This is a genomic window from Geomonas subterranea, from assembly GCF_019063845.1.
Classification (GTDB): domain Bacteria; phylum Desulfobacterota; class Desulfuromonadia; order Geobacterales; family Geobacteraceae; genus Geomonas; species Geomonas subterranea.
On the sequence record NZ_CP077683.1, the window covers coordinates 1,499,088 to 1,522,732 of the forward strand.

The 23,645-nt window shown below is 62.5% G+C and carries 18 protein-coding genes and 1 pseudogene; 3 read left to right on the forward strand and 16 right to left on the reverse strand.

Annotation, left to right across the window (positions count from 1 at the left end):
• Positions 1-11 precede the first annotated feature (11 nt).
• The 9 genes from KP001_RS06460 to trpE form a co-directional block, all read right to left on the reverse strand.
• Positions 12-632, reverse strand: a complete 621-nt coding sequence (locus KP001_RS06460; RefSeq protein WP_217288716.1) for a phosphoribosylanthranilate isomerase — start codon at positions 630-632, stop codon at positions 12-14.
• Positions 633-789: 157 nt separating this feature from the next.
• Positions 790-2,145, reverse strand: a complete 1,356-nt coding sequence (locus KP001_RS06465) for a TrpB-like pyridoxal phosphate-dependent enzyme (protein ID WP_217288717.1) — start codon at positions 2,143-2,145, stop codon at positions 790-792.
• Between the two features lie 163 nt (positions 2,146-2,308).
• Positions 2,309-3,109: an indole-3-glycerol phosphate synthase TrpC gene (trpC, locus tag KP001_RS06470; protein ID WP_217288718.1), complete on the reverse strand. Its 801-nt coding sequence runs from the start codon at positions 3,107-3,109 to the stop codon at positions 2,309-2,311.
• 3 nt (positions 3,110-3,112) lie between these two features.
• Entirely contained in the window at positions 3,113-4,171 is a 1,059-nt protein-coding gene (gene trpD / locus KP001_RS06475) for an anthranilate phosphoribosyltransferase (RefSeq protein ID WP_217288719.1), read from the reverse strand.
• A gap of 177 nt (positions 4,172-4,348) precedes the next feature.
• A complete protein-coding gene (locus tag KP001_RS06480) occupies positions 4,349-4,918 on the reverse strand; it encodes an anthranilate synthase component II (protein ID WP_217288720.1) in 570 nt (189 codons plus the stop codon).
• 231 nt (positions 4,919-5,149) lie between these two features.
• The gene (locus KP001_RS06485) at positions 5,150-5,596 is read right to left on the reverse strand and encodes a response regulator (protein WP_217288721.1); all 447 of its coding nucleotides are present in this window, start codon (positions 5,594-5,596) and stop codon (positions 5,150-5,152) included.
• 49 nt (positions 5,597-5,645) lie between these two features.
• Positions 5,646-7,526: an ATP-binding protein gene (locus KP001_RS06490; RefSeq protein WP_217288722.1), complete on the reverse strand. Its 1,881-nt coding sequence runs from the start codon at positions 7,524-7,526 to the stop codon at positions 5,646-5,648.
• 33 nt (positions 7,527-7,559) lie between these two features.
• A complete protein-coding gene (locus tag KP001_RS06495) occupies positions 7,560-9,605 on the reverse strand; it encodes a response regulator (protein ID WP_217288723.1) in 2,046 nt (681 codons plus the stop codon).
• Positions 9,606-10,112: 507 nt separating this feature from the next.
• Positions 10,113-11,588 (reverse strand): anthranilate synthase component I, encoded by a 1,476-nt coding sequence (gene trpE / locus KP001_RS06500; RefSeq protein WP_217288724.1) that lies wholly within the window; start codon positions 11,586-11,588, stop codon positions 10,113-10,115.
• Between the two features lie 134 nt (positions 11,589-11,722).
• Here trpE and KP001_RS06505 point away from each other — a divergent pair, with 134 nt between their 5' ends.
• The 3 genes from KP001_RS06505 (at position 11,723) to KP001_RS06515 (ending at position 15,638) form a co-directional block, all read left to right on the forward strand.
• Positions 11,723-12,784 (forward strand): 3'-5' exonuclease family protein, encoded by a 1,062-nt coding sequence (locus KP001_RS06505; protein ID WP_217288725.1) that lies wholly within the window; start codon positions 11,723-11,725, stop codon positions 12,782-12,784.
• Between the two features lie 219 nt (positions 12,785-13,003).
• Positions 13,004-14,938, forward strand: coding sequence for a molecular chaperone HtpG (gene htpG, locus KP001_RS06510; RefSeq protein ID WP_217288726.1), 1,935 nt, complete (start codon positions 13,004-13,006; stop codon positions 14,936-14,938).
• Between the two features lie 211 nt (positions 14,939-15,149).
• Positions 15,150-15,638 (forward strand): hypothetical protein, encoded by a 489-nt coding sequence (locus tag KP001_RS06515; protein ID WP_217288727.1) that lies wholly within the window; start codon positions 15,150-15,152, stop codon positions 15,636-15,638.
• A gap of 70 nt (positions 15,639-15,708) precedes the next feature.
• On the opposite strand, the gene KP001_RS06520 is transcribed toward KP001_RS06515, so the two are convergent.
• The 7 genes and pseudogenes from KP001_RS06520 to KP001_RS06550 all read right to left on the reverse strand — a co-directional run bounded on the left by KP001_RS06520 (position 15,709) and on the right by KP001_RS06550 (position 23,642).
• Positions 15,709-17,988, reverse strand: a complete 2,280-nt coding sequence (locus KP001_RS06520; protein ID WP_217288728.1) for an ATP-binding protein — start codon at positions 17,986-17,988, stop codon at positions 15,709-15,711.
• 217 nt (positions 17,989-18,205) lie between these two features.
• Positions 18,206-19,084, reverse strand: coding sequence for a response regulator (locus KP001_RS06525; protein WP_217288729.1), 879 nt, complete (start codon positions 19,082-19,084; stop codon positions 18,206-18,208).
• A 191-nt stretch (positions 19,085-19,275) separates the two neighbouring features.
• Complete coding sequence (locus KP001_RS06530; protein ID WP_217288730.1) at positions 19,276-19,923, reverse strand: TPM domain-containing protein; 648 nt, start codon at positions 19,921-19,923, stop codon at positions 19,276-19,278.
• Between the two features lie 472 nt (positions 19,924-20,395).
• Positions 20,396-20,791, reverse strand: a pseudogene (locus tag KP001_RS22455) (TPM domain-containing protein); the annotation flags it as partial.
• Between the two features lie 4 nt (positions 20,792-20,795).
• Positions 20,796-21,380 (reverse strand): LemA family protein, encoded by a 585-nt coding sequence (locus KP001_RS06540; protein ID WP_217288731.1) that lies wholly within the window; start codon positions 21,378-21,380, stop codon positions 20,796-20,798.
• Between the two features lie 211 nt (positions 21,381-21,591).
• The gene (locus KP001_RS06545) at positions 21,592-22,818 is read right to left on the reverse strand and encodes an amylo-alpha-1,6-glucosidase (RefSeq protein WP_217288732.1); all 1,227 of its coding nucleotides are present in this window, start codon (positions 22,816-22,818) and stop codon (positions 21,592-21,594) included.
• The gene (locus tag KP001_RS06550; protein ID WP_217288733.1) at positions 22,815-23,642 is read right to left on the reverse strand and encodes a metallophosphoesterase family protein; all 828 of its coding nucleotides are present in this window, start codon (positions 23,640-23,642) and stop codon (positions 22,815-22,817) included. Before KP001_RS06550 ends, KP001_RS06545 begins: the two co-directional genes overlap by 4 nt.
• Between the last annotated feature and the right edge of the window lie 3 nt (positions 23,643-23,645).

Here is a 23,645-nt window from a genome sequence, read left to right on the forward strand (position 1 = left end):
AGTTGCCTGCTTCAGACCGGGTGCGGGTGCTTCGCCAGTTGGATGAAGCGGCGCACCTTGCCGGGGTCCTTCCTGCCGGGGGAAACTTCGACGCCGCTGGAGACATCCACCCCGTACGGGCGCACCCGCATCACCGCCTCGGCGATGTTGTCGGGGGTGAGCCCGCCTGCCAGTATGATGCGCCCCTGCTCTTTGGCGGCGACGGCACAGTCCCAGTCGAACACCTCGCCGGTCCCGCCATGGGCGTTGGGCGAATAGGCGTCGAGCAAATAGGCGGCCACCCGGTATTCGGAAAGCGGGGTCAGGCTCTCAGGCCCGCGCACCCGAAAGGCCTTCATCACCCTGCGCCGCACCAGGCGGCAGTATTCGGGGCTTTCCTCTCCGTGGAGCTGCACGATGTCGAGACCGCAACAGTCGGCGGTGCTGTTCACGACGTCAATATCTGCATTGACGAAGAGACCGACCACCTGGACGAAGGGAGGGAGCTTGGCGATGATCTTCTGCGCGGCCTCCGCGCCGATGAAGCGGGGCGACTTTTCGAAGAAGACGAAGCCGAGCGCATCGGCCCCGGCATCGACGGCCATCAGAGCATCGTCCTCCGATGTTATGCCACAAATCTTCACCTTTGTCATGCGCGTATACCCTTAAAATTACTCAACTTCCCGACAGCAAACCATCAGCCACGGAGAAAATCTGAGAACTTCGGAGAAAACCCAAAAACCCTTCTTTTGGGGACCCCCCTCAGAATCCTCTCCGCCGGCTCCCCTCAGTTCCATCGATCTTCTTCTTTTACAGGCAGACCTTGGGCAACCGCTCCAGAGACTGGCGGATCAGCTCCTCGGGGTACTCGAAGTCCTCGAGCCGGCCGGAGAGGTAGGCGTCGTAGGCACCCATGTCGAGCTGGCCGTGCCCGGAGAGCCCGAAGAGAATGGTCTTCTCCTTCCCCTCCTCCTTGGCGAGGACCGCCTCGTCAATGGCGGCGCGCAGGGCATGGGAGGATTCCGGAGCGGGGACGATCCCCTCGGTCCTCGCGAAAAGGAGCGCCCCCTCGAAGCAGGCGTTCTGCTTGTACGACTTCGCCTCGATCTCGCCGGCATGGTAGAGCTGCGAGATGAGCGCGGACTCGCCGTGATAGCGGAGACCGCCGGCATGGATCCCCGGCGGCATGAAGTCGTGCCCCAGGGTGTACATCTTGGTGATGGGCGCGAGCTTCGCGGTGTCGCCGTAGTCGAATGCGTAGATCCCCTTGGTGAGGGTCGGACATGAGGCGGGCTCGACGGCCAGGCAACGCACCTTCTTGCCGTTGGCGCGATCCATCAGGAACGGGAACGCGAGCCCGGCGAAATTGGAACCGCCTCCGCAACAGGCTATGACCACGTCGGGATAATCCTGGGCCAGCGCCATCTGCTCCTTCGCCTCGAGGCCGATCACGGTCTGGTGCAGGCAGACGTGGTTCAAGACGCTCCCCAGCGCATAGTTGGTGTCATCGTGGGTGGCGGCGTCCTCCACCGCCTCGGAGATGGCGATGCCGAGGCTCCCCAGGTTGTCGGGGTCGTGGGCCAGGATGCTGCGCCCGGCGTTGGTGAACTCGGACGGGGACGGGATCACCGTCGCGCCCCAGAGCTGCATCATGCTCTTGCGGTACGGCTTCTGCGTGCAGGAGACCTTCACCATGTAGATGGTGCACTCCAGGCCGAACATGGAGCACGCCAGGGCGAGGGAGCTTCCCCACTGTCCCGCGCCGGTCTCGGTGGCCAGCCTGCGGATGCCGGCCTGCTTGTTGTACCAGGCCTGCGGGATCGCGCTGTTGGGCTTGTGGGAACCCGCCGGCGAAACGCCTTCGTACTTGTAATAGATCTTGGCCGGGGTCTGCAGCGCCTGCTCGAGCCTGTGCGCCCGGAACATCGGGGACGGACGCCAGATCCGGTATTTCTCGCGCACCTCGTCCGGGATATCGATCCAGCGCTGGGTCGACATCTCCTGCTCGATGAGGGACATCGGGAAGATCGGTGTCATGTCCTCCGGGGTGACCGGCTTCAGGGTAGCGGGGTTGATCACCGGCTCCAGCGGCCCGGGCATGTCGGGAATGATGTTGTACCACTGTTTCGGGATGCGGGACTCGTCAAGCAAGAACTTGGTATTCATAGCCACTCCTTTGTCAGTTGGAACATTGAATCATATCAGTTCTAAATCCCCCTCCCCTGGCGGGAGGGGGTTAGGGGGTGGGGGAAGGTGCAAAGTACCACGCTGTGGCGGCCTCACCCACCCCCCTGCCCCCTCCCGTCAAGGGAGGGGGAGTGAGACCTGTTTATCCGAGCAGTTCGGCGAGTTTCGCCCCCACGTCCGGCTCGCGCATCATGGACTCGCCGATCAGGAATGCGTGCAGCCCCTTCCCGGTGAGGCGCACGATCTCGGAGCGGGTGTTGATGCCGCTCTCGGCGACGATGATCCTGCCGGGCGGGATCCGGGCAGCCAGGCGCTCCGAGGTCGCGATGTCCACCTGGAAGGTGCGCAGGTCGCGGTTGTTGATGCCGATCATGCTGCAGTCGGTCTGCAGGGCCATCTCCAGCTCCTTCTCGTCGTGCACCTCGAGGAGCACGTCCATGGAGAGCTCCTTCGCGAGACTGTGGAAGTCGCGCAGTTGCGGCACGTCGAGCATGGCGGCGATCAGGAGGATGGCGTCGGCGCCGGCGGCGCGGGCCTGGTAGATCTGGTAGGGATCAAAGATGAAGTCTTTGCGCAAAAGGGGAAGCGAGACCTGCTCGCGGATCAGCGCCAGGTAGCTCAGGTGCCCCATGAAGAAGTGCTCGTCGGTGAGCACCGAGAGACAGGAGGCGCCGTGGTCCTGGTAGGTGGTGGCGATCTGCAGCGGGTCGAAGTCCGCCCGGATCAGACCCTTGGACGGGGATCCTTTTTTGACCTCGGCGATGATGGGGGTCCAGCCGGAGCCGAGCGCGTTGAGGATGGCGTTCTGGAAACCGCGGGGAGTGTCTTCGAGGTCGGCCAGGCGGTCCATGATCTCGGTGAGCGGGACCGCCCGCACGGCAGCCTCCAGCTCGCCCTGCTTGTAGTCGACTATCTTCCTGAGTACGTCGGGTACCTGGGTCATCTGCTATTGCACCTCGTTGGTGAGCGCCACCAGCCGCTCCAGTTGCTTCAGGCCGCGCCCCGAGTCGATGGTCTCGGCGGCGAGCCTGATCCCGTCCTCGACGCTTGCGACCTTGCCGGTGGCGAGCAGCGCGAAGGCGGCGTTCAAAAGAACGATCCTGCGCTTGGCGCCGTTCTTGCCGGCCAGGATGTCCCTGACGATGACGGCGTTCCCCTGGGCGTCGCCGCCGTGCAACTCGGTGAGCGGGGCCCGCTCCAGGCCAAACTGCTCCGGGGTGACCTTGTAGACCTTGACGCCGTCGGGTCCGACCTCGCCGATGGTGCTCTCGCCGGTCAGCGTCACCTCGTCCATGCCGTCGCAGCCGTGCACGACGTAGCCGCGACGGCAGCCGAGCTTTTTCAAAACCTGTGCGAGCTTCTCGACCAGGTCCTCGCGGTAGACCCCGAGCACCTGGCAATCGGCACTGGCGGGGTTGGTGAGCGGACCGAGGATATTGAAGATGGTGCGGACGCCGATCTCGCGGCGGGGGCCGATGGCGTGTTTCATGGCGCCGTGGAGCGCGGGGGCAAACAGGAAGCCGATGCCGATCTCGGAGATGCAGCGCTCCACCGTCTCGGGGGTGACGTCGAGGTTGACGCCCAGCGCCTCGAGGACGTCGGCGGATCCGCAGGAGGAGGATACGGCGCGGTTGCCGTGCTTGGCGACTTTGACGCCGCAGGCGGAAACGATGAAAGCGACGGTGGTGGAGATGTTGAAGGAGTTGGTGCCGGAACCGCCGGTGCCGCAGGTGTCGAGGATGGTCTCCCGGTCGAGGTTGATGTCGTCGCGGTCGATGCCGAGGACGCTCTTGCCGACCCGGATGGGGAGGGCCCTGTCTCGCATGACCCGCGCCGCGCCGGTGATCTCGTCGACGGTCTCCCCCTTCATCCTGAGGGCGGTGATGAAGGCCGCGATCTGGGCCGGGGTGGCCCCGCCGGACATGATCTGATCCATCACCTCGATCATCTCCGCTTCGCTGAGATTCTCCCGCTCCACGACACGTGCAATGGCCCTGCGAATCATAGCAACTCCTTCCAAACGGAATTCAAAGATACAAAGGTAAAAGGGTGTAAGACAACTCTCCCTCCCCGGACTGGAGAGGGTGCCCGAAGGGGCTGGTGAGGGATATCCTGCACGCCTGGCGCAGATGCGGGCGCCCTCACCCTAACCCTCTCCCGGGGGGAGAGGGGACTCTCGGCACTACCTGGACATCTTCAAGAAGTTCCCCAAAAGATCCATCCCCCCCTCGGTGAGGATCGACTCCGGGTGGAACTGCACCCCCCAGATGGGGAGCGTGCGGTGCCGCATTCCCATGATCTCCCCTTCCGCGACCCAGGCGGTTATCTCAAGCTCGGCCGGAAGCGTGTCGCGCTCAACGATGAGGGAGTGGTAACGGGTCGCGGCGAACGGGTTCGGGAGCCCCTCGAAGAGCCCCTTGCCGTCGTGCAGGATCGGTGAGGTCTTGCCGTGCATCAGCGTCGCGCTCTTGACGATAGTGCCGCCGAAGGCGTACCCGATGGACTGGTGACCAAGGCAGACGCCAAGGATGGGGATCTTGCCTGCGAAATGGCGGATGACCTCGACCGAGATGCCCGCCTCCGCCGGAGAGCAGGGACCGGGGGATATGACGATACGATCGGGGGCAAGAGCCTCGATCTCGGCGATGGTGATCTTGTCGTTGCGATAGACCTTGACCTCCTCACCCAACTCGCCCAAATACTGCACGATGTTGTAGGTGAAGGAGTCGTAGTTGTCGATCATGAGGAGCATAGCTTGGACCCGCCGCAGTCGGGGGGCCGGCAGGAAAGCGACCGGAACCCCACTCATTTGCTGTTAATTGGAAAGAGGAAAATATAAAGGTTTCGTCCCGAAAACTCAAGAAAATCCGACAGGAAAAGCATAAAAAGGGGTGGCGTACCGGGGCCGGGAAGGAGAAAAGGGGCATTACCCCAGCGGCGTGAGAGGAAACTTTTGTCATGGTCAAAACAATATTTACCGAGGCTAGCTCGTCGGACGCCTGTTCCAGGCGAGCCAGTAGAAGCCAAGGTCGCGCAGCAGGTTGCTGAAGGAGTCGAAATCGACCGGTTTGGTGAGGTAGGAGTTGGCGTAGTGATTATAAGCCTGGGCCAGATCGCGCTCCGCGGCTGAGGTGGTCAGTATCACGACCGGAATGGACTTGAGTTGATCCGATCCCTTCACCTGCTTCAACACCTCGATGCCGTCGACCTTGGGGAGACGCAGGTCCAGGAGCACCAGGTGCGGGCGGGGATAGGCGGTTGCGTCAGCGAACCGGCCGCGGTTGTAGAGGTAGTCCAGGGCGGCTTCTCCGTCCTCGACGTGGAACAGGCGGTTGACCAGACCGGCGTCGCTCAGGTTGCGCATCGCCAGTTCGGCGTGGTCCGGGTTGTCCTCGACGAGCAGGATGCACAGCGGTTCACCTTCAATCATATTTCGCTCCTTTCAACGGGGACCGGATGCGGAATCCCTTTCATCCCCTTCATCCCTGTTTGTTCGGCTCGGGAGGGCGGGTACCCAGCGTGAAGCAGAAGGTGCTCCCCTGCCCCACTCCTTCCGATTCCACCCAGAGCTTGCCGCCATGAAACTCAACGATGCGCCGCGCGAGGGCCAGGCCGATCCCGGTCCCTTCCGAGCGCGCGTCCAACTGGTTGAAGAGCCCGAAGATCGTTTCGTGGTACTGGGCCGCCACCCCGACGCCGTTGTCCCGCACCGTGAACACCGGCCCGTCCGCCCCCTCGCGCACACCGATGTCGATGCGGGGCTTCTGCTGCTCTCCCCTGTACTTGATGGCGTTCTCCACGAGGTTCTGGAGCACCTCACCAATGCGGGGCTGGTCCCCCCACACCCTGGGGAGGTCAGGCTGCAGCACCACCTCCACGCCGGCCTGCTGGATGGGCCCGGAAAGCTGGCCAAGCACGTCCCCTGCCAGATGGTTCATATCGATGAGCGAGGGGGCGTTGACGATCCGTCCGATGCGGGAAAGTTCGAGCAGGTCGCCCAAGAGGGCGGACATCTTGTCGGCAGCCCCCATGATACGACGCACATCGCCGTCGAGCCTCTGCAGGTTACCCCCCTCGATGTCCTTCAGCACCGCGCCGGCGAACCCTTTGATGGTGATGAGCGGACTTTTCAAGTCGTGGGATACGGTGTAGGTGAAGCGCTCCAGCTCGGCGTTCTTGGCCTCCAGCTCCGTTTCGCGCTCGACCCGCTCGCGCACTTCCTTCTCCAAAAGTTCGGCCTGCTCGAGCAGGGCCTGGCTGGCGATCTTGCGGTCGGTGATGTCGCGGTTACTGCCACGGATACCGTTTTCTGCACCGCTTGAGGTATAGACCAGCCGGCAGACGTGGGCGATCCAGCGAACCTCGCCGTCCTTCCTGATGATGCGGAAGTCCAGTGGCTTTGGGGTGCCGCGAAATGATTCGCGGACGTGGCTTTGGTAGTGCGGCAGGTCTTCGGGGTGGACGATGCGGTGCAAAAGTTCGGGATCGGAGTAAAACTCCTCCCGGCTGTAGCCGGAAAGCTCCAGGCAGGAGGGTGATACGTAACGGAAGGCGTGGTCCGGCCCCTGCCAGTACTCCCACCCCTCCGTGTAGTCCGCCACGGTCCGGTAACGCTCCTCGCGCTCCTCGATCACGCGTGAGCTGCGGCTGAGAACACGAGCCCCGGTACCGATCAGCCCCACCCCCAAAAGCCAGATGAAGCCGTGGCTCGCCGCTGCCCCGGTAATCACGTCGCCCATCACCGCCGCATCAACCTCCAGCGGCACCGAGGCGCTGACCCCGCCCCGGATGTCGCCGACACGGTATCCCTGGGCGGCGTGGCACTTCAGACAGGGGGGCTCGGTCACGAAGGGGCGCATCAGCCTCATGTAGGAGCGGCCGCCCATCTCCTGGACCTCGCTCACCTCCGTCACCCCGGTTTCGAAGAGCTTTAACGCCTTGGCCTCCCACGGGTCGGGCAGGTTTTCGGGCCGGATCGGCTTGAGGCTCGTTATGTGACCGCGCACCAGGTTCTTCTGGCTGTCGGCCAGTTCGAAGACCTGCCGGGTCATGTACGCCGGGTTCACCAGCGTCAACTCCTTACCCGACGGGGTGGTGACGTCGCGCTCCGGAATATGGTTCAGGTAAGGGTTTGGAGGACTGAGGTCGGAGGCGGGAACGTAGACGCCGCCATGCAGCGTGGCCCAGCGCCGGTAGAGAGTGTCTTTCTCGAAGGTGGCACGCGCCTCGGCGCGGGCGATGGCCAGCACCGTTTGCTGCTCTCCGCGGTAGAACCAGTAGAAGGAAAAGGCGATCCCCGCACTCCAGAAAAGCACGAGGACCAGGGCGAAGCGGCGTATCTTGTGGAACTGGGTGACCATGCCGGCTATCTCTCCATGCGGGGCCGGTCCCGGCTAGGGCCGGTCCAGCATCTCCCGAATCTTTTTCAAAAGCACCATGGGCTTGACCGGTTTCATCACCAGTTCGGCGCCTTCGTCCAGGTCGCTCCTGCTGCGAATGATGTCTGCCGTGTAGCCGCTGGTGAAAAGGATCCTGGCGCCTGGACGATACTCCCTGATGGTCTCGGCGGCCTCCTTGCCGTTCATGACCGGCATGATGATGTCCATGAGCACCAGCTTGATCTGCGGGTTTTCCTTGAACCTCTGTACCGCCTCGAGGCCGTTGGCGGCATGTATGATGTAGTAGCCGTATTGCCTGAGGATCGAGGCCACCAGGTCGAGGACATGCAGATCGTCCTCCGCGACCAGTATCGTTTCGGTTCCCCGCACCTCCGGCTCCACTGACGGCAGACTCTTCTCCGGCTCGGCAGCGCTGATGGCGGGGAGGTAGACCCTGAAGGTGCTCCCGATGCCCGGCTCGCTGTAGACGTTCACGAACCCCTTGTGCTGCGTGACGATGCCGTAGACGATGGCGAGTCCCAGTCCCGTCCCCTTGCCGACGACCTTGGTGGTGAAGAAGGGATCGAATATCTTCTTGCGGGTGGCCTCGTCCATTCCCTCGCCGGTGTCGGAGATGGTAAGCAGGGCGTACTGTCCCGGCGTGCCGAAACCGTGGGCGTGCACGAAGGCCTGGTCGATCTCCTGACGTTCCGTCTCGACGAAGAGCTTGCCCCCCTTGGGCATGGCGTCGCGGGCGTTGGCGGCCAGGTTCATCAGTACCTGTTCGATCTGCCCGCTGTCGACGATGGCCCAGAGCGCACCTTCGGCGAACGAGGTGGTGAGGGCGATGTCCTCGCCGATGATGCGGCGCAGGAACTTCTCGACCCCCCGTACGATGTCGTTCAGGTTCGCGGGAGCGGCCTTCACCTCCCCCTTGCGGCTGAAGGCGAGCAGGCTGCGGGTAAGGTTCGCGGCCCGGTCCGCCGCCGCCGAGATCTGCATCACCTTGTCGCGGACCGGGCTTCCCTCCGCCAGGTCCAGCTTGAGCAGCTCGCAGTACCCCCCGATCACGGTGAGGATGTTGTTGAAGTCGTGGGCCACCCCGCCGGCCAGCACCCCCACCGCCTCCAGCTTCTGCGAGTGACGCAGCTGCTCCTCGAGCTTCACGCGCTCGGTGATGTCGAGGGCGATGGCCAAAAGGCGCTCGCAGCCGTCCACGGTGATCCGTTGACAGTAGTACTCCCCCTTGAGGGTCCGGCCGTCCTTGGCGTGCAGCGTCACCACCATCCCGGTGACCTGACCGTCCTCATCCAGCTTGTCGATCATGGCCTTGCGGTCGAGGGGGTTGATCCAGCCCAGCGAAGTGGAGGTGCGCCCCAGCACCTCGTCCCTGCTGTAGCCCGAGAGTTCCACGAACTTCCGGTTCACGTCGAGAAAGACTCCCTCCTCGATGTCGGTGATAACCATTATGAGCGGCGCGCTGTCGAAGGCCTTGTGGAATTTTTCCTCGCTAAGACGCAGGGTCTCCTGGGCCAGTTTCCGTTCCGCGATCTCGTTTTTCAGGAGCAGCGCCTGCTCCTGCAGGGCCTCCTGGGCCAACTGCCGCTCGCTTACCTCGTGTTCGAGCCGGTGGCTTTGCAGCTTGAGCGCCTCTTCCGCCCGCTTGTGCTCGAGCATGTGGTCCCATTCCCGAAGCGCGCGCTCCACGATGCGGGGCATGGCGTCGAACACCTCCGGCATCTTCACCACGTAGTCGATGGCACCGGACTTCATCGCCTCCACGGCCACCTGCTCGCTGCCGTGCGACGTCATCATCACCACCGGCGCTATGTTCGCGGAATGCGCCACCAGGTCCCCCCCCTTGCCGTCGGGAAGGAGGTAATCGGTGAGCACGATGTCATAGTCACGGCTGCGAATGCGGTCCACCGCCTCCTTGATGGTGGCGGCTACAGTCAGCTCGTATTGGCCGGACAGGTCGCTGAATCCCCGCCGGATCAGCTCCGCGTGGGCGTCATCATCCTCCACTACAAGTATCTTCTTTACCGGATCTGCAGCACCCATTGGGTCAACTCCTACATTCCATCAAATTGTGGCCCATCTCTATCACCACCCGGAAGTGTACTACCAATTCCGGAAATGTGTACTTTCAGCGGGACATTTTTGAAATCGTGTCTGTCATAGAATCTTCGCGGCAACGCACGGTGGCGACACAAAGCTTTTCGACACACAGTCACGGCACGAGGAACTCTGTCAGGTGCGAGTATAGCGAGGTGATATGACACTAAAAGTGTTTGAACTGGTTCTGCCGAAATACAAGGATAGATGCTAGGACGGAGGAATCATGAGGAAGCCGACACTTCTGGAGTCTTTTGGCGCGACCAATCTGAGAAGGGAAAATATCTGCGGCGCATTATCCTCATCAACGAAGATACCGAGACAGCCGCCGTGGTGGCGGAGAAGCTGCGCGGGGCGGTCGCCGGGATGGCGACCGCGTGGGAAAGGGAGCAGCTGAGGGGGCCAGGAGCCTGTGCGTGCCCCCGCGCCTCCCCCCTCACCCGCAGGGGCCGCCTAGTCGAGACCCCGCTCGGCCATCTCGATGGCCTTGACCACGGCCTTGGCCTTGTTGACGGTCTCGATGTACTCGGCGGCGGGATCGGAGTCGGCCACGATGCCGGCGCCGGCCTGCAGGTGCACCTTGCCGTCCTTGATCACCAGCGTCCTGATGGCGATGGCCATGTCCATGTTCCCCGAGAAGGAGAAGTAGCCGACCGCCCCGCCGTAGACCTCGCGCCGTACCCCTTCCAGCTCGTCGATGATCTCCATGGCCCGCACCTTCGGGGCACCGGACAGGGTCCCCGCCGGGAAGGTGGCGCGCACCACGTCGAAGGCGTCGTGGCCGGGGGCCAGTTCCCCCTGCACGTTGGAGACGATGTGCATCACGTGCGAATAGCGCTCGATCACCATGAGCTCGGAGACCTTCACACTGCCGGTCTCACAGACGCGCCCCAGGTCGTTCCTTCCCAGGTCCACCAGCATGACGTGCTCGGCACGCTCCTTGGGGTCGGCAAGGAGGTCGCGCGCGAGTTCCTCGTCGGCGGCGGGGGTCGCTCCGCGCGGGCGGGTGCCGGCGATGGGACGCAGTTCCACCAGATCCCCCTCCTTACGCACCATGACCTCGGGCGACGCGCCCACCACCATGGTCTCGTCCAGCCGCAGGAAGAACATGTAGGGGGACGGGTTCAGCGTCCGCAGCACGCGGTAGATGTCGAAGGGGTCGACGGTGAGATCGCCGGAGAAGCGCTGGGAGAGGACCACCTGGATGATGTCGCCGCTTCGGACGTACTCCTTGGCGCGGGTCACCCAGGACTCGAATTCCTCGCGCTTCACGTTGGAGGTCAACTCCACCTTTCCCTGGGCGGGCTTCTTCGCGGCCGCCGCAAGCGGCTTCTTCAGGCGCTCGATGAGCCCCTCGATCTTCCCCACCGCCTCGGCGTAGGCGGCCTCGGGGGTGCTGGTTCCGTCCAGGTGCGCGTTGGATACGACCTTGATCTTCTGGCTCAGGCTGTCGAAGATGACGATGGTGTCGGTGATGATGAAGTAGGCGTCGTAGGTGTTGATGACGCTCGGGTTCTGATCCGGCAGCGTCTCGAAGTGGCGCACCGCGTCATAGCCCAGGTAGCCGACCGCGCCGCCGAAGAACCTCGGGATCCCCTCGACCTCGACAGGCCGGTAGCGCGCCATGTAATCCCGGACGTAGTTCAGCGGATCCGGAACCTCCATGCGGCACACCTCGCCCCCCTCCACGATCTCGACCCAGTTGTCCTTGCCGCGGATGACCACCGCCGGGGAGGAGCCGAGGAAGGTGTAGCGTCCCCACTTCTCGCCACCCTCGATACTCTCCAAAAGGAATCCGAAGCGGCCGTCGTCGATCTTCTTGAAGGCCCCAACGGGGGTATCCAGGTCGGCCAGGATCTCACGGTAAACCGGGATCAGGTTGCCTTGTGCGGACAGGGTCTGGAACGTCGAAAAATCGGGGAAGTACATGAGGCTCCTTTTTTTGGCGCGCGAGGTGTTCGGTAGGGCTATCCCCTTGCCGGGAAAAGAGTTTTAGCCGGACCTTAGTAACATAACGACGAAGGGGTGTCAAGGAAGGGGGAGTCTGGTAGAATCTAGGGCTAATGAAAACTCCACAGACACTCGTCATAATAAGGGAACGTTTCACGGTCTTCGCGCTGAAGGTGGTGGAGCTGATCGTCCGCTTCAAGCGGACCACCGAAAAGATGTTCCTCTCCTGGGAAAAATGGGTGAAACCCGAGGGGAACATCGCGCTCGAGAAGCTGGTCTCCCGTTTCCCGCGTTACCTCAATCCGCCGTCCGGGAGCGTGCGCTGCGGCGCCGGCTGGTATCCGCTGGTCTGGGACCTCTGCACCGCCATCGAGGCGATGGAACACCTTGGTATGCCAAGGATCGGCCACTTCAAGGCCGAGGCCCGGCTGGGCGGGCTGTTCGTCAGGATCGAATCGGGATCCTTCATCGTCAAGGAGCTGGCCAGGGATACCGAGCACAAGGCGGCGGCCGTCTGCGAGGAATGCGGCGCGGCGGGGTCGCTGCAGTTGGGGCATGGCTTCGCCAAGACGCTCTGCCCGGTCCACGCGAGAAAGCGCAAGCCGCAGAAGGCGAAAGCGGTCACCGTATCGCAGGGGATGGGCGACGGCGACCCGATGCTGCTTTTCCTTGACACCGAGTTCACCGACTTCGATTATCCCCAGCTGATCAGTATTGCCCTGGTCTCCGCGAGCGGCGAGAGCTTCTACGCCGAACTCGCCGACGGCTGGAGTCCCGAAGGGTGCTCGCCGTTTGTAACTGCCAACGTCCTGCCGCAGCTGACCGGTAGCAACTTTTTCCAGGAGCGGAACTACGCCAGACGCAGGCTCGCCGAGTGGCTCAACTCTTTCGTTGTCCCGGTACGGGTGGTATGCGACGCGCCGGGGTTTGACTGGGTGCTCATGGTGGACCTGCTGCACGACGTCTTCCCGAAAAACCTCTACCCCGCACCGATCCACTACTACAGCGAGAGTTTCCCCGGGCTCTTCGAGCTGTTGCAGAAAGCCCACGCCGAGGCCTACAACGAGTTCCCGCCGCACCACGCCCTGCACGATGCCGAGGCCCTGCGCGAGGCCTGGGAGGTCATGAAGGAGCACCTGCACCCCGCCATATTGAAGCAGTATCTGAAGCTTTAAGCCCCACACTCCGGGGCGGCCTTTCCTGTAGGGGCGAATGATTATTCGCCCAAGGCCGGTGCCTCGAGATATTCCTCACGCGGTGGTACACGGTGCAACCAAGGCGGGCGAATGATTATTCGCCCCTACAGTTTTCTTAGCCGCTCCCCCTTGAAATTTCCCATCTCCGTGATTATGTTCCCCTGACCATTCACTAAGACCAAAGGAGACCACCCAGACATGGCCAAAACCGTCAAGAAGTTCGAGACCGAGGTCCAGCAGCTTTTGGACCTGGTGATCCACTCCCTCTACTCCAACAAGGAAATCTTCCTCAGGGAGCTCATCTCCAACGCGTCTGACGCCATTGACAAGATAAAGTTCGAATCCCACTCCAACATGGAACTGCTGGAAGGGAACGCCGACTGGAAGATCAAGCTGCACGCCGACAAGGACGCCGGCACCCTCACCATCACCGACAACGGCATCGGCATGAGCATGGACGAGGTCGCCGACAACATCGGCACCATCGCCAAGTCCGGCACGAAGAATTTCGTCGCGGCGCTGAAGGAGCAGAACCTCGCCGACAACCCGGAGCTGATCGGCCAGTTCGGCGTCGGCTTCTACGCATCCTTCATGGTGGCGGACAAGGTGGTCCTCACCACCCGCAGGGCGGGCGAGAAGCAGTACGGCTGCCGCTGGGAGTCCACCGGCGACGGCTCCTACTCCATCGAGGAGTGCGAGAAGGAGACCCGCGGCACCGAGATCGTGCTGCACCTGAAAGACGAGATGAAGGAATTCCTGGACGAGTGGAAGATCCGCTCCATCGTCAAGAAGTACTCCGACTACGTGCAGTACCCGGTCGTGATGGACATCACCCGCTCCGAGCCGGTCAAGGACGCCGAAGGAAAGGTGATCGAGGGGGGCGGCACCATCGACAAGACCACCGAGGAGACCTTGAACTCCATGAAGGCGATCTGGACCCGCTCCAAGAGCGAGATCACCGAGGAGGAGTACGAGGAGTTCTACAAGCACATCTCCCACGACTACGACAAGCCGCTCTCCACCATCCACTACTCCGCCGAAGGGGTGAGCGAGTTCAAGGCCATCGTCTACATCCCGTCACACAAGCCGTTCGACCTGTTCCTGCGCGACCACAAAAAGGGCGTTCACCTCTACGTGAAGCGGGTCTACATCACCGACAACTGCGAGGCGCTGCTCCCTGACTACCTCCGCTTCATCAAGGGTGTCGTCGATTCTTCCGACCTGCCGCTCAACGTATCGCGCGAGATCCTGCAGGAAGACGTGCAGATCAAGCGCATCCAGAAGTCCCTGGTGGGGAAGGTCCTCTCCACCCTCGCCGAGATGAAGGAGAAGAACTTCGAGGACTACCTGAAGTTCTACGGGGAGTTCGGTCCGGTCCTGAAAGAAGGGATCCACTTCGACTACGCCAACAAAGAGAAGCTGCAGGACCTGCTCCTCTTCGAGAGCTCCAAGACCGAGAAAGGGAAGTTCGTCTCCCTGAAAGAGTACGTCGAGCGCATGCCCGAGGGGCAGAAGGAAATCTACTTCATCACGGGGATGTCCCGCGAGTCGGTGGAGAACTCCCCCTACATGGAGGCGCTGCGCAAGAAGGACTACGAGGTCATCTACATGACCGACCCGGTCGACGAGTGGGTGGTGCAGGCGATCCACGAGTACCAGGAGAAGCACCTGAAGGCGATCGACAGGGGCGACCTCGAGCTCGACACCGAGGAGGAAAAGAAGGAGAAGGAGGCCAAGAAGGAGGAGGCCAAAAAAGAGTTCGGCAGCGTCATGGAGTACATCCAGGAGACCCTGAAGGACCGCGTCAAGGAGGTCCGCCTCTCCTCGCGCCTCACCGAAAGCGCCTGCTGCCTGGTGGCCGACGAGATGGGTCTCAACGCCAACATGGAGAAGATCCTGAAGGCGATGAACCAGGAGGTCCCGGAAGGAAAGAGGATCCTCGAACTCAACCCGGAGCACCAGATCATGCAGGTCATGACGGCGATGTACGAAAAGGACAAAAACGATCCCAAACTCGCCGACTACAGCGAACTCCTCTTCGACCAGGCCCTCCTGACCGAAGGCTCCCCCATCAAGGATCCGCTCCGTTTCACCAAACTCGTCAGCGAACTGATGGTCGCCGGCGGTAAATAAAGCACGCTTTTCATAGCGCTCAAAGCCGGGAGGATACCATTCCTCCCGGCTTTTTTGTGCTTAGCCTCACAAAATCAACACTTTTCAAGCTGCTCATTAGTTTTTGTAATTTACAGCGCTGAAATTTTAATTTATATTTTCCTACACCAGCATGGGAAGTTCGTGGTGGGAAATGCTATGACATTGCTTTGCATGCAAAAGGAGGAAACAGATGACTAAAGGACTTTTCGCCTCAGTGGCGGCTTTGTTGCTCGTTTTGGCTTCTTCAACCCTCGTCCTGGCCCAAGACCTCGATACCCGCTACGGCAAGATCTCCATCGTCGCTTTCGACCGGCAGGGAACCCCCATCGTGGGGGACGGTATGAAGGCCGACTACAAGAAGATCCAGTACCTTTTGAACGACAAGCTCATCACTGAAGAGATCGATGAAAGGGTCGGCAAGCCGGTTCCTGAACTGGTCAGGGTGTTCCAGCAGAGCAAGTCGGACGCCGTGCTGGTGCTGGCCGACCCCGGTGAGACCGCCGGTACCAGCGCCATCCGCTTCATCGACGTGACCGCCGCCGGCGCCAAGCTCTCCAACGTCTTCACCGACTGCAAGGGAGAGCCCCGCTACTCCCGCAAGGGTGACGTGATCCGCGTCGTCTTCAAGGAGGCCAAACCGCTCAAAGTGGCAACCTACAGCAACGGCTACATCCGCTAGCATCCGCAACCGCACATGAATGGAAAAGGGGCGTCCCGCACGGGTCCGCCCCTTTTTTTGCGCCTCCTCTTCACTGCGGGGCGGCGCTCCCTTTTCCTCCCAGCACTTCGGAGAGCTTCCTGCTCATCTCGACCACCTTGTACGGCTTCTGTATGAAGCCGGAAAGACCTGCCCCGGCGAATTTCTGGCTCACCTCCTGCTCGTTGTAGCCGCTGGACATGATCACCTTGACGTCCGGTTTGATGGCGCGCAGCGCCCGGAAGGTCTGCTCGCCGTCCAGGTAGGGCATGGTCAGGTCGAGCAGCACGCAGACGATGTCGTCCATCCCGGTCTTGAAGAGTTCCACCGCCTCGCGTCCGTCGCACGCCAGCGTGACGTCAAATCCGAGAGCCCGCAGCATATCGCTCCCCAGCACCCGGATACTTTCCTCGTCGTCAGCCAGCAGGACCGTTCCGCTACCGCGCCAGAGCTCCCGCAGGGGAGATGGCTCGGGGTGGTCCGCGGCGCCATGGACGCAGGGAAGAAGCAGCCTGAAGGAGCTCCCCTTCCCTTTTTCGCTGTAGACCTTGATGGCCCCCTTGTGCGCGCGCACGATGCCGAGCACCGCCGCCATGCCGAGCCCGCGCCCGGTGAACTTGGTGGTGAAGAAAGGATCGAAAATCTTGGGGATGACCTCACGGTCGATGCCGCACCCGGTATCGGACACCTCCAGGACCACGTACGCCCCTTCGGGAAGCCGGTCGTCGACCCAGGATTCGGAAAGGTAGGCACGGTCGCACTCCGTGAGTTTGGTGCTGATCGAGATGACACCCGTCCCGTCTCCGATGGCCTCGGAGGCGTTGATGACGAGGTTGAGAATCACCTGGTGCAGCTGGGTGGCATCGCCGCTGACCGGCGGCAGGTCGGGAGCGAGGTCGTAGCGCAGCAGCGCCTTCTTCGAGATGGAGACCTCCAGCATCGGGGCCATTTCCTGGACCACCCTGGTCAGGTCCAGGTTCTCGATGACGAACTTCCCCCTCCCCGAGTAGGCCAGCATCTGGCGCGCAAGGTCAGCGGCGCGGCTGGCCGCCTGCTCGATCTGGACCAGGTTCTCGCAGGCGGGTGAGCCGGGAGGTAACCGCAGCAATGCCAGGTCCGCGTTCCCAAGCACCACCATGAGGATGTTGTTGAAATCGTGGGCGATGCCGCCGGCAAGCACACCGAGGCTCTCCAGCTTCTGCACGTGCAGCATCTGGGCTTCGATCAGGCGCTTCTCGTTCTCCAGCTGCTTTCTCTCGGTCAGGTCCACCGAGATGAACATCAGGTGGTGTCTCCCTTCCACGTCGAAACGGGACAGGAACACCTCCACCTCGAAGCTCTTACCGAAGGAGGTATTGATATCGACCTCCATGGCCCTCGTCTGGCCATCGTCCAGAACCAGTTCGCCAAGGGCGTAGATGCCGGTTTCCTTGAAGGAGGCTATGCTCCTGAAGTTCTGGCTGAGCAGCTGTTCTACGGTCCCACCCACCATAGTGGCGATGGCCTGGTTGGCCTTGACGCAGGCGCCGCTTTCGCCATCGTAGACCAGGATGCCGGTAGGCGAAGATGCCAGGAGCGATTCGAGCATGGCCAGGGCGCGGTCGCGCGCCTCCTCGATCGCTTTCCTTTCGGTGATGTTGTCGTAAATCCCCAGTACGCCGACAACCGCCCCGGTTTCGTCGCGAAGCGGTACCTTGGTAGTGTCCACCCAGTAACGCTCGCCGTTGGCCTGCAACTGCTGTTCGATGATGTGGTACTTGGCGATATCGCGGTCCATGACGCTGCGGTCGTCGGTGCGGTAGGCGTCGCTCTCCTCCCGCAGCCAGGGGAGGTCGTAGTCGCTCTTGCCGCGGATGGAGACGGGATCTTCCAGCCCTGCGGCCCTGGCGAAGACGATATTGCACCCCTGATAGATGCTGTCCTTATCCTTCCAGAAGACGAACTGAGGGATGGTGTCGATGATCTGCTCCAGCATGTTGCGCCCCTGGCGCAGTTCCTCCTCGACCCGCATCCGTTCCGCGAGTTGCTGTTTCAACTGTTCATTGGCATGGTGCAGCGCATCGGTCCTCTCGGCGACCCTCCGTTCGAGTTCCTCCTTCGCGGCGCGCAACTCCTCTTCGACCCGGCGGTGCCGCAGGGATCTCTGCCGGAAGACCCTGACCACGATCACAGTGACGGCCAAAAGGAGCGCAAGCGCGGCGGCTAAGCGGAGAGAGACGGGAAGCCAGGCGAACAGAAGGTCGCAGGGCATCAGCGCGGCGCCGTAGCACGAGGTGCCGCCGAGGCCGGAATCGCAGGGGTTTACCGGTGAAAGGTTCATTGGTTTGTGCATCTGCTCTCCAGGTTGGCCGGAACAGGCATACTAAGAGTTTTATTGCGGAAAGGGAAAGGTATCACTTCGGCCCGGGGATTCTTTTCGGCGCGAAGCAGCTGATTCATTAGCGAAAAGAACCGGCGACGGTCGTGCAAGGTGCAAGGGGGGGAAAGGAAAGTGGCCGCCCTTCGCAGGGAAGCGGCGGCCGACTGGACGGAAGGCAGATACGGATAGTTCAGGCGGTCTTGCCGTAGAGGGCTTCCCTGCTGGCGAAGGCCCTCTTCACACGGGTGAGCAGGCCGATCTCCTTGACCGGCTTCAGCACGAAGTCGAAGAACCCCTTCTCCAACGCTTCCTTCTCCTCGTCAGGCGTGGCCGCAGCGGTCATGAGGATCACGGGCATGTAGCGGAACTCGGGAATGTTCTTGATGGCGAACAGGAACTCGTACCCTCCGAGCTTGGGCATCACCTTGTCGGTGATCACCAGCTTGGGCTTCAAGGTGAAGATCTTGCTGAAGGCGTCCATGCCGTCAATCGCGGTCTCCACGGCATACCCCTGGCGGGTCAGGATCTTCGCCACCATCTCGCGGGAAAGCTGGTCGTCCTCGACCAGGAGGATGGACTTGCCTGCGGGTCCGGCGATGGTCTGGCCCAGGTAGTGCCGCGCGATGGCACGGTTTATCTCCAGCCGCGTGGAAACGTAGAGGACCAGCTTCACGTCGTGCTGCGCCGCGATGGCGGCGAAAAGGTCGTCCGTAGTCGGGTCGGCCACGGCAAGGCCCAGGCGCCCGTCATCCAGCTTGAGGGGGAAGATGCTGTGCTTTACCGCCATCTCCAGCGGGATCAGCTTGAGCACGTTGGGAGGATAGCTGTATTTGGCGAAGTCGACGATTTTGCGGACGCGGTACTGGATCGCAAGCGCCTCGGCGAGTTCCTCCGGGGTGACCAGGCCGATCACCTCGAGCAGTTCGCCCAGACGGATGTTTTTGCTCCTGGCGTGGGCGATCAGACGGTCTACCGACGACTTGGTCAACAGGCCGCGCTCGACGAAGATCTCGCCCAGCGGTTTGCGGATTGGTTGCGGTACGGCTATCGGTTTGATATCTGCGGTCATGCGATTCTTCTCCTGCGGACGGTGTGGCGGCCGGCCGCGGTTACTGCTATTACGAAGCGGGACGTGATCCCGCAGGGGGATGTTCAAACGGTGTGGAACCGGTGCGCCGGCAGGCGGGCGCGAACGTCAATAATGAAATCGGAACAGGCGGAAAGTCAATGACTTTATCGGCAGGAACGACAAAAAGTTGATCAGGAAATGATGATCTCGTCGGCGAGTTCGTTGCGGTCGTCTTCGCCTCGCGGAAAATGCCGCTCGAGCTCGGTGCCGCACGCCTCGATCACCTCGCAGACCGCCTCTGCGCCGCGCCCGGTGCGCAACCCCTGCGCCAGCCGCTCAGCCAGGGACTTCCAGTACCCCGGGGGAATCTTCTCGTTGATGCCCCGGTCGCCGACGATCCAGACCTTGCGCTCCAGAAGGGAGATGAAGATGAGGACGCCGGTCTCCATGCGGGTCCGGTACAGTCCCTGCTGATAAAACGCCACCAGCGCCCGCTCGCTCACCGCCTCGGCAAGGCGCCTGGGGCCGACGAAGGAAAGCTTCAGATGCGGGAAGCGCCGCAGAAAGAGAAGCACCGGGAAATAGAGCAGGAACACCACGGGGATGTAGGTCCAGATGGTGACATGGTGCGAAAGGACGGCGACCGCGACGCCGATGAAACCGGACAGAAGCAGCGCCCCGAGCGCCTCGGCCTCGCGGTACCGGTCGCTCTCGGACACCACCATGGTGGCGATCTCGCCGCTGGAACGGGCCTCGGCCCGGGCTACCGCCTGCCTGATCGCCTCCTTGTCCGAGGCGCTGAAGTAGTCCTGTGCTGTCGATGTCTGTGCAAGATCCATTACCAGTCTCCCGAGGCTCCGCCCCCGCCGAAACTCCCCCCCCCGCCGGAGAATCCTCCCCTCCACCGCCGAAGCCGCCGAATCCTCCCCCCCCTCCATAGCCTCCGAAGAAGGGGGGGCCGCCCATGAATCCGCCGCGACCACCCGAGGAGAAGAGGAACGCGATGAAGAGCCCGGCCAGGAAGCCGACCACGGCCAAAAGCCCCATCAGCAGCATCGATATCCCCGAGAAGGAGATGAACGCGGCCACCGGGAGTCCCACGGCCCCGGCGATCCCGCCGAGGAGGCGGGAGATGCCCCCCAGGAATACCGAGGCGACCAGGACGAAGAGGAGCAGCGTGAGAATGGGAGGAGCCCCCTTCTTGCCGTGCCGCAGGTCGCTGGGCTGGGCCTGGTATTCGCCCCGCACCGTCGCCATGATGGCCCCCACGCCGCGTGCGATACCGAGATCGTACTGCCCCCGCTTGAAGGCGGGGGTGATCTCGTTGCGGATGATGCGTCCCGACATGAGGTCGGTCAGTTTCCCCTCCAGTCCGCGCCCCGCCTCGATGCGGATCTTGCGGTCGTTTTTCACCACCAGCAGCAGCGCGCCGTTGTCCTTCCCCTTCTGACCGAGCTGCCACTTCTCAACCACCTTTATGGAGTACTGTTCCAGCACCTCCCCCTCAAGGCTCGGGATGGTGAGAACCACGATCTGGGTCGAGTCGCTGCTCTCGAAGGCGGCGAGCTCGCTCTCCAGCTGCTGCGCCACCTGCGGCGACAGCATCGAGGCGTAGTCGTTCACGTGGCTGCGCAGCGGCGGGACTTCGGCCGCGGCGCAGACGTGGACGGTAACAAGCAATGTCAGGAGGAAAAACAGCTTTTTCATAGGGTCAGAACTTGATCTTGGGCGCCACCTTGGCCCCCTCTTCCGCCTTGAACGGCTCCTTGCGCTGCAGATGCAGCATCAGGGAGTTGGTGAGCGAGTTTGGGAAGGTCCTGATGGTGGTGTTGAAATCCTGCACCGCCTGGTTGTAGCGGACGCGCGCCACGTTGATCCGGTTCTCGGTCCCTTCCAGCTGGTTCTGCAGGTCCATGAAGTTCTGGTTGGCCTTCAGATCCGGGTAGCGCTCCACCACGACCATGAGCCGCGACAGGGCGCCGCTCAACTGCGACTGGGCCTGCTGGAAGTTCTGCATGGTCTTGGGATCGTTGATGGCGTCCTTGGAGACCTGCATGGAGCCCACCTTGGCGCGCGCCTCGGTGACCGCCTTCAGGGTGTCCGCCTCGTGCTTGGCGTACCCCTTGACGACTTCGACCAGGTTCGGCACCAGGTCGGCACGGCGCTGGTAGGAAGCCTCGACATCGCCCCAGGCCGCGAAGACGGCCTCTTCCTTGGCCTGCATGGTGTTATAGCCGCAGCCGGAGAGGGCGGTAAGGGTTAGCAGGGACAGCAACAGCAACGTCAAGCGTTTCATGATCTCATCCTCCTTGAATGGCATGTGCACAATAATAATCATCGACTGGCCAAATGTCACCTGTTGATAGCGTAAAAATACAAGTAATTTCAGGGAGCAGTCAAAACCATGCGGGGTGACAGAGTGAGGAGCGCAGCATAGGGAAGAAAAAGGTCGGCGACGGGGGGTAAAGAGAGAGGGCCAGCGGCGAGGTATTCACACTCCGACCGGGTCAGCCTTGCGGGAAGATCCTGGTGCCGTCGGCCATGACACGATAGGCGAGGAGGTACATCGCGGCGTTCCATGACTGCCGTGGCATACCCATCGGCTCGCCGGTTTCACCTTGAAACCATTCGTTGAACTCCCACCCGTTAACCCTGTTGGTTACCGCCAGTTTCACCAGTTCGGCGCGCGCCAGGGCGCGCTCCCCCAGCAGCGACAGGAGGATGACCCAGAACCCGCCCACGAAGGGCCAGGCGCCGCCGTTGTGGTATTGCCAGGGAAGGTTTTGCCGGTGACGCTGCATGTACGGGCGCCAGCGCGGCGACCCGACGGCGATCGGCTTTCCCACCACGCGCACCGGGTGAGGCCGGTTGGCGTTAAGCGCGGTGACTCCAGCCACCATCTTGCAGGCGTCGGAGGGTGCCCCGAGGCCGGTCAAGTAGGCAAGGATGTTGCCGAAGATGTCGATCTCCTCACCCCAGAACGAGAAGTTCACGTAGCTCAAAAGAAAAGGGGCCGGCCGGCAGCCGTTGCGGATGTAGTGACGCATGAGCCGGATCCGCTTCTGCTGCGGCACCAGGTTGTCGAAGGGGTTGAAAATCAGGCGGGCGAAGCGACGGGTCTCGCGGGCGGTCGGGTGCTGGTACACCCTCTTGACCCAGTACCAGAGCGCGTTGGTATAGAGCACAAAGCCGGAACGCGGCATGATGTCGGCCCAGTCCGAACAATCGTTTTGCTGCAGCAGGAACCACCCCTGGTGCTCCTGGCACTCGAGCCAGTTGAGGGCGCGCACCACATGGGCGGAGAGCCGCCCGGCGAGGGCGAGTTCCGGCGCCGCCCGGTCCAGGAAGTGGACGGCGATGAGCCACCATAGCGTCGCGTCCACGCATCCGGCGTACCAGAAGTCGACCTCCGCGAGTTCCGGTTTAACGAACTTCGGGATCTGCCCGTTGCGCGCCTGGTGCCGCGCCAGCGTGAGCAGTCCCGCTTGGGCCGCTTCGAGCAGTTCGGGGTCACCGGACAGGGCCATGCCAAGGGCGCAGATGGCGGCGTCGCGGCCGAAGATGGAATCGTAGCTGCGCCCGGAAGCTCTCGGATTGCGGGCCGAGGCGAGCACGCCGGCCGGGGTGGAGTTCTCCCGCAGCAGGAGCAGGGCCTCACGGTAACACTCGTCCAGCAGGGCATGATCCCCCTGCCCCGCCGCCCAATCTCCCGCGTTTTCCGGATCGTGAGTCACGTAAGCGGCACCAGCTGGAAGCTCGCCACGCCGTTTTTGACCCGGACCACGATGATGTGGTAGATCCGCTCGCCGTGGCGGCTGACCCAGACCAGGGGGGCGCCGGCGCCGCCGGAAATGAAGGCGGGCACGCCGCCGAAGACGCTGCGGTCGTAGAGGTGGGAATGCGCGAAGAAAAGTCCCTGCACAACCCGCGACGCGGCCACCGTCTGTTCCAGCTCGGCGCTTCCCCGGGTGAAGGTGTGACCGCGCCAGCGACTGGTTTCGGGGGGGACGTGCATCGCCACGAAGGTGGCGCGGGGTGCTGAGGCGAGTTCGGTTTTGAGGAAATCGAGCTCGGCGGGATACAGCGCCTCCCAGGAGTTATCCAGGGCGACGACCTTGAGCCCCAGGCGGGGCACGGAAAGGGCGAAGCGCTGAGGACCGACCTCCCGGACGAAGACCTTCTGGTTCTCGTGGTTGCCGAACACCACGAAAACGGGGATCCCCGGTGCGAATCTATCGAGCAGCGACAGGAAGTTTCCGGTCTCCTCCTCGCCCCCTTCGTTGGAATAGTCCCCCCCGTGCAGGATGAAGAGCGGCTTGAAGCGGGCCGCAGTCCGCAGCGCCTTCGCGAACATGGCGTCGTTGGAGCGGCTGTCCCCCATCACCACGAAGCTGTAATCATCAGGCGCGGCCTGGCGCGCCCTCTCCTCGAGCCGGATGCTTGAGCGCTGATAGAGGGTACCGGCGTGGGAGATAGTGACAGGAAGCAGACAGAGGAGCAGCAGGAGACCAGCCAGCGGTCCCCTGCGCAGGGGTGTGGTTCTAGCTGTTGGCGACATACT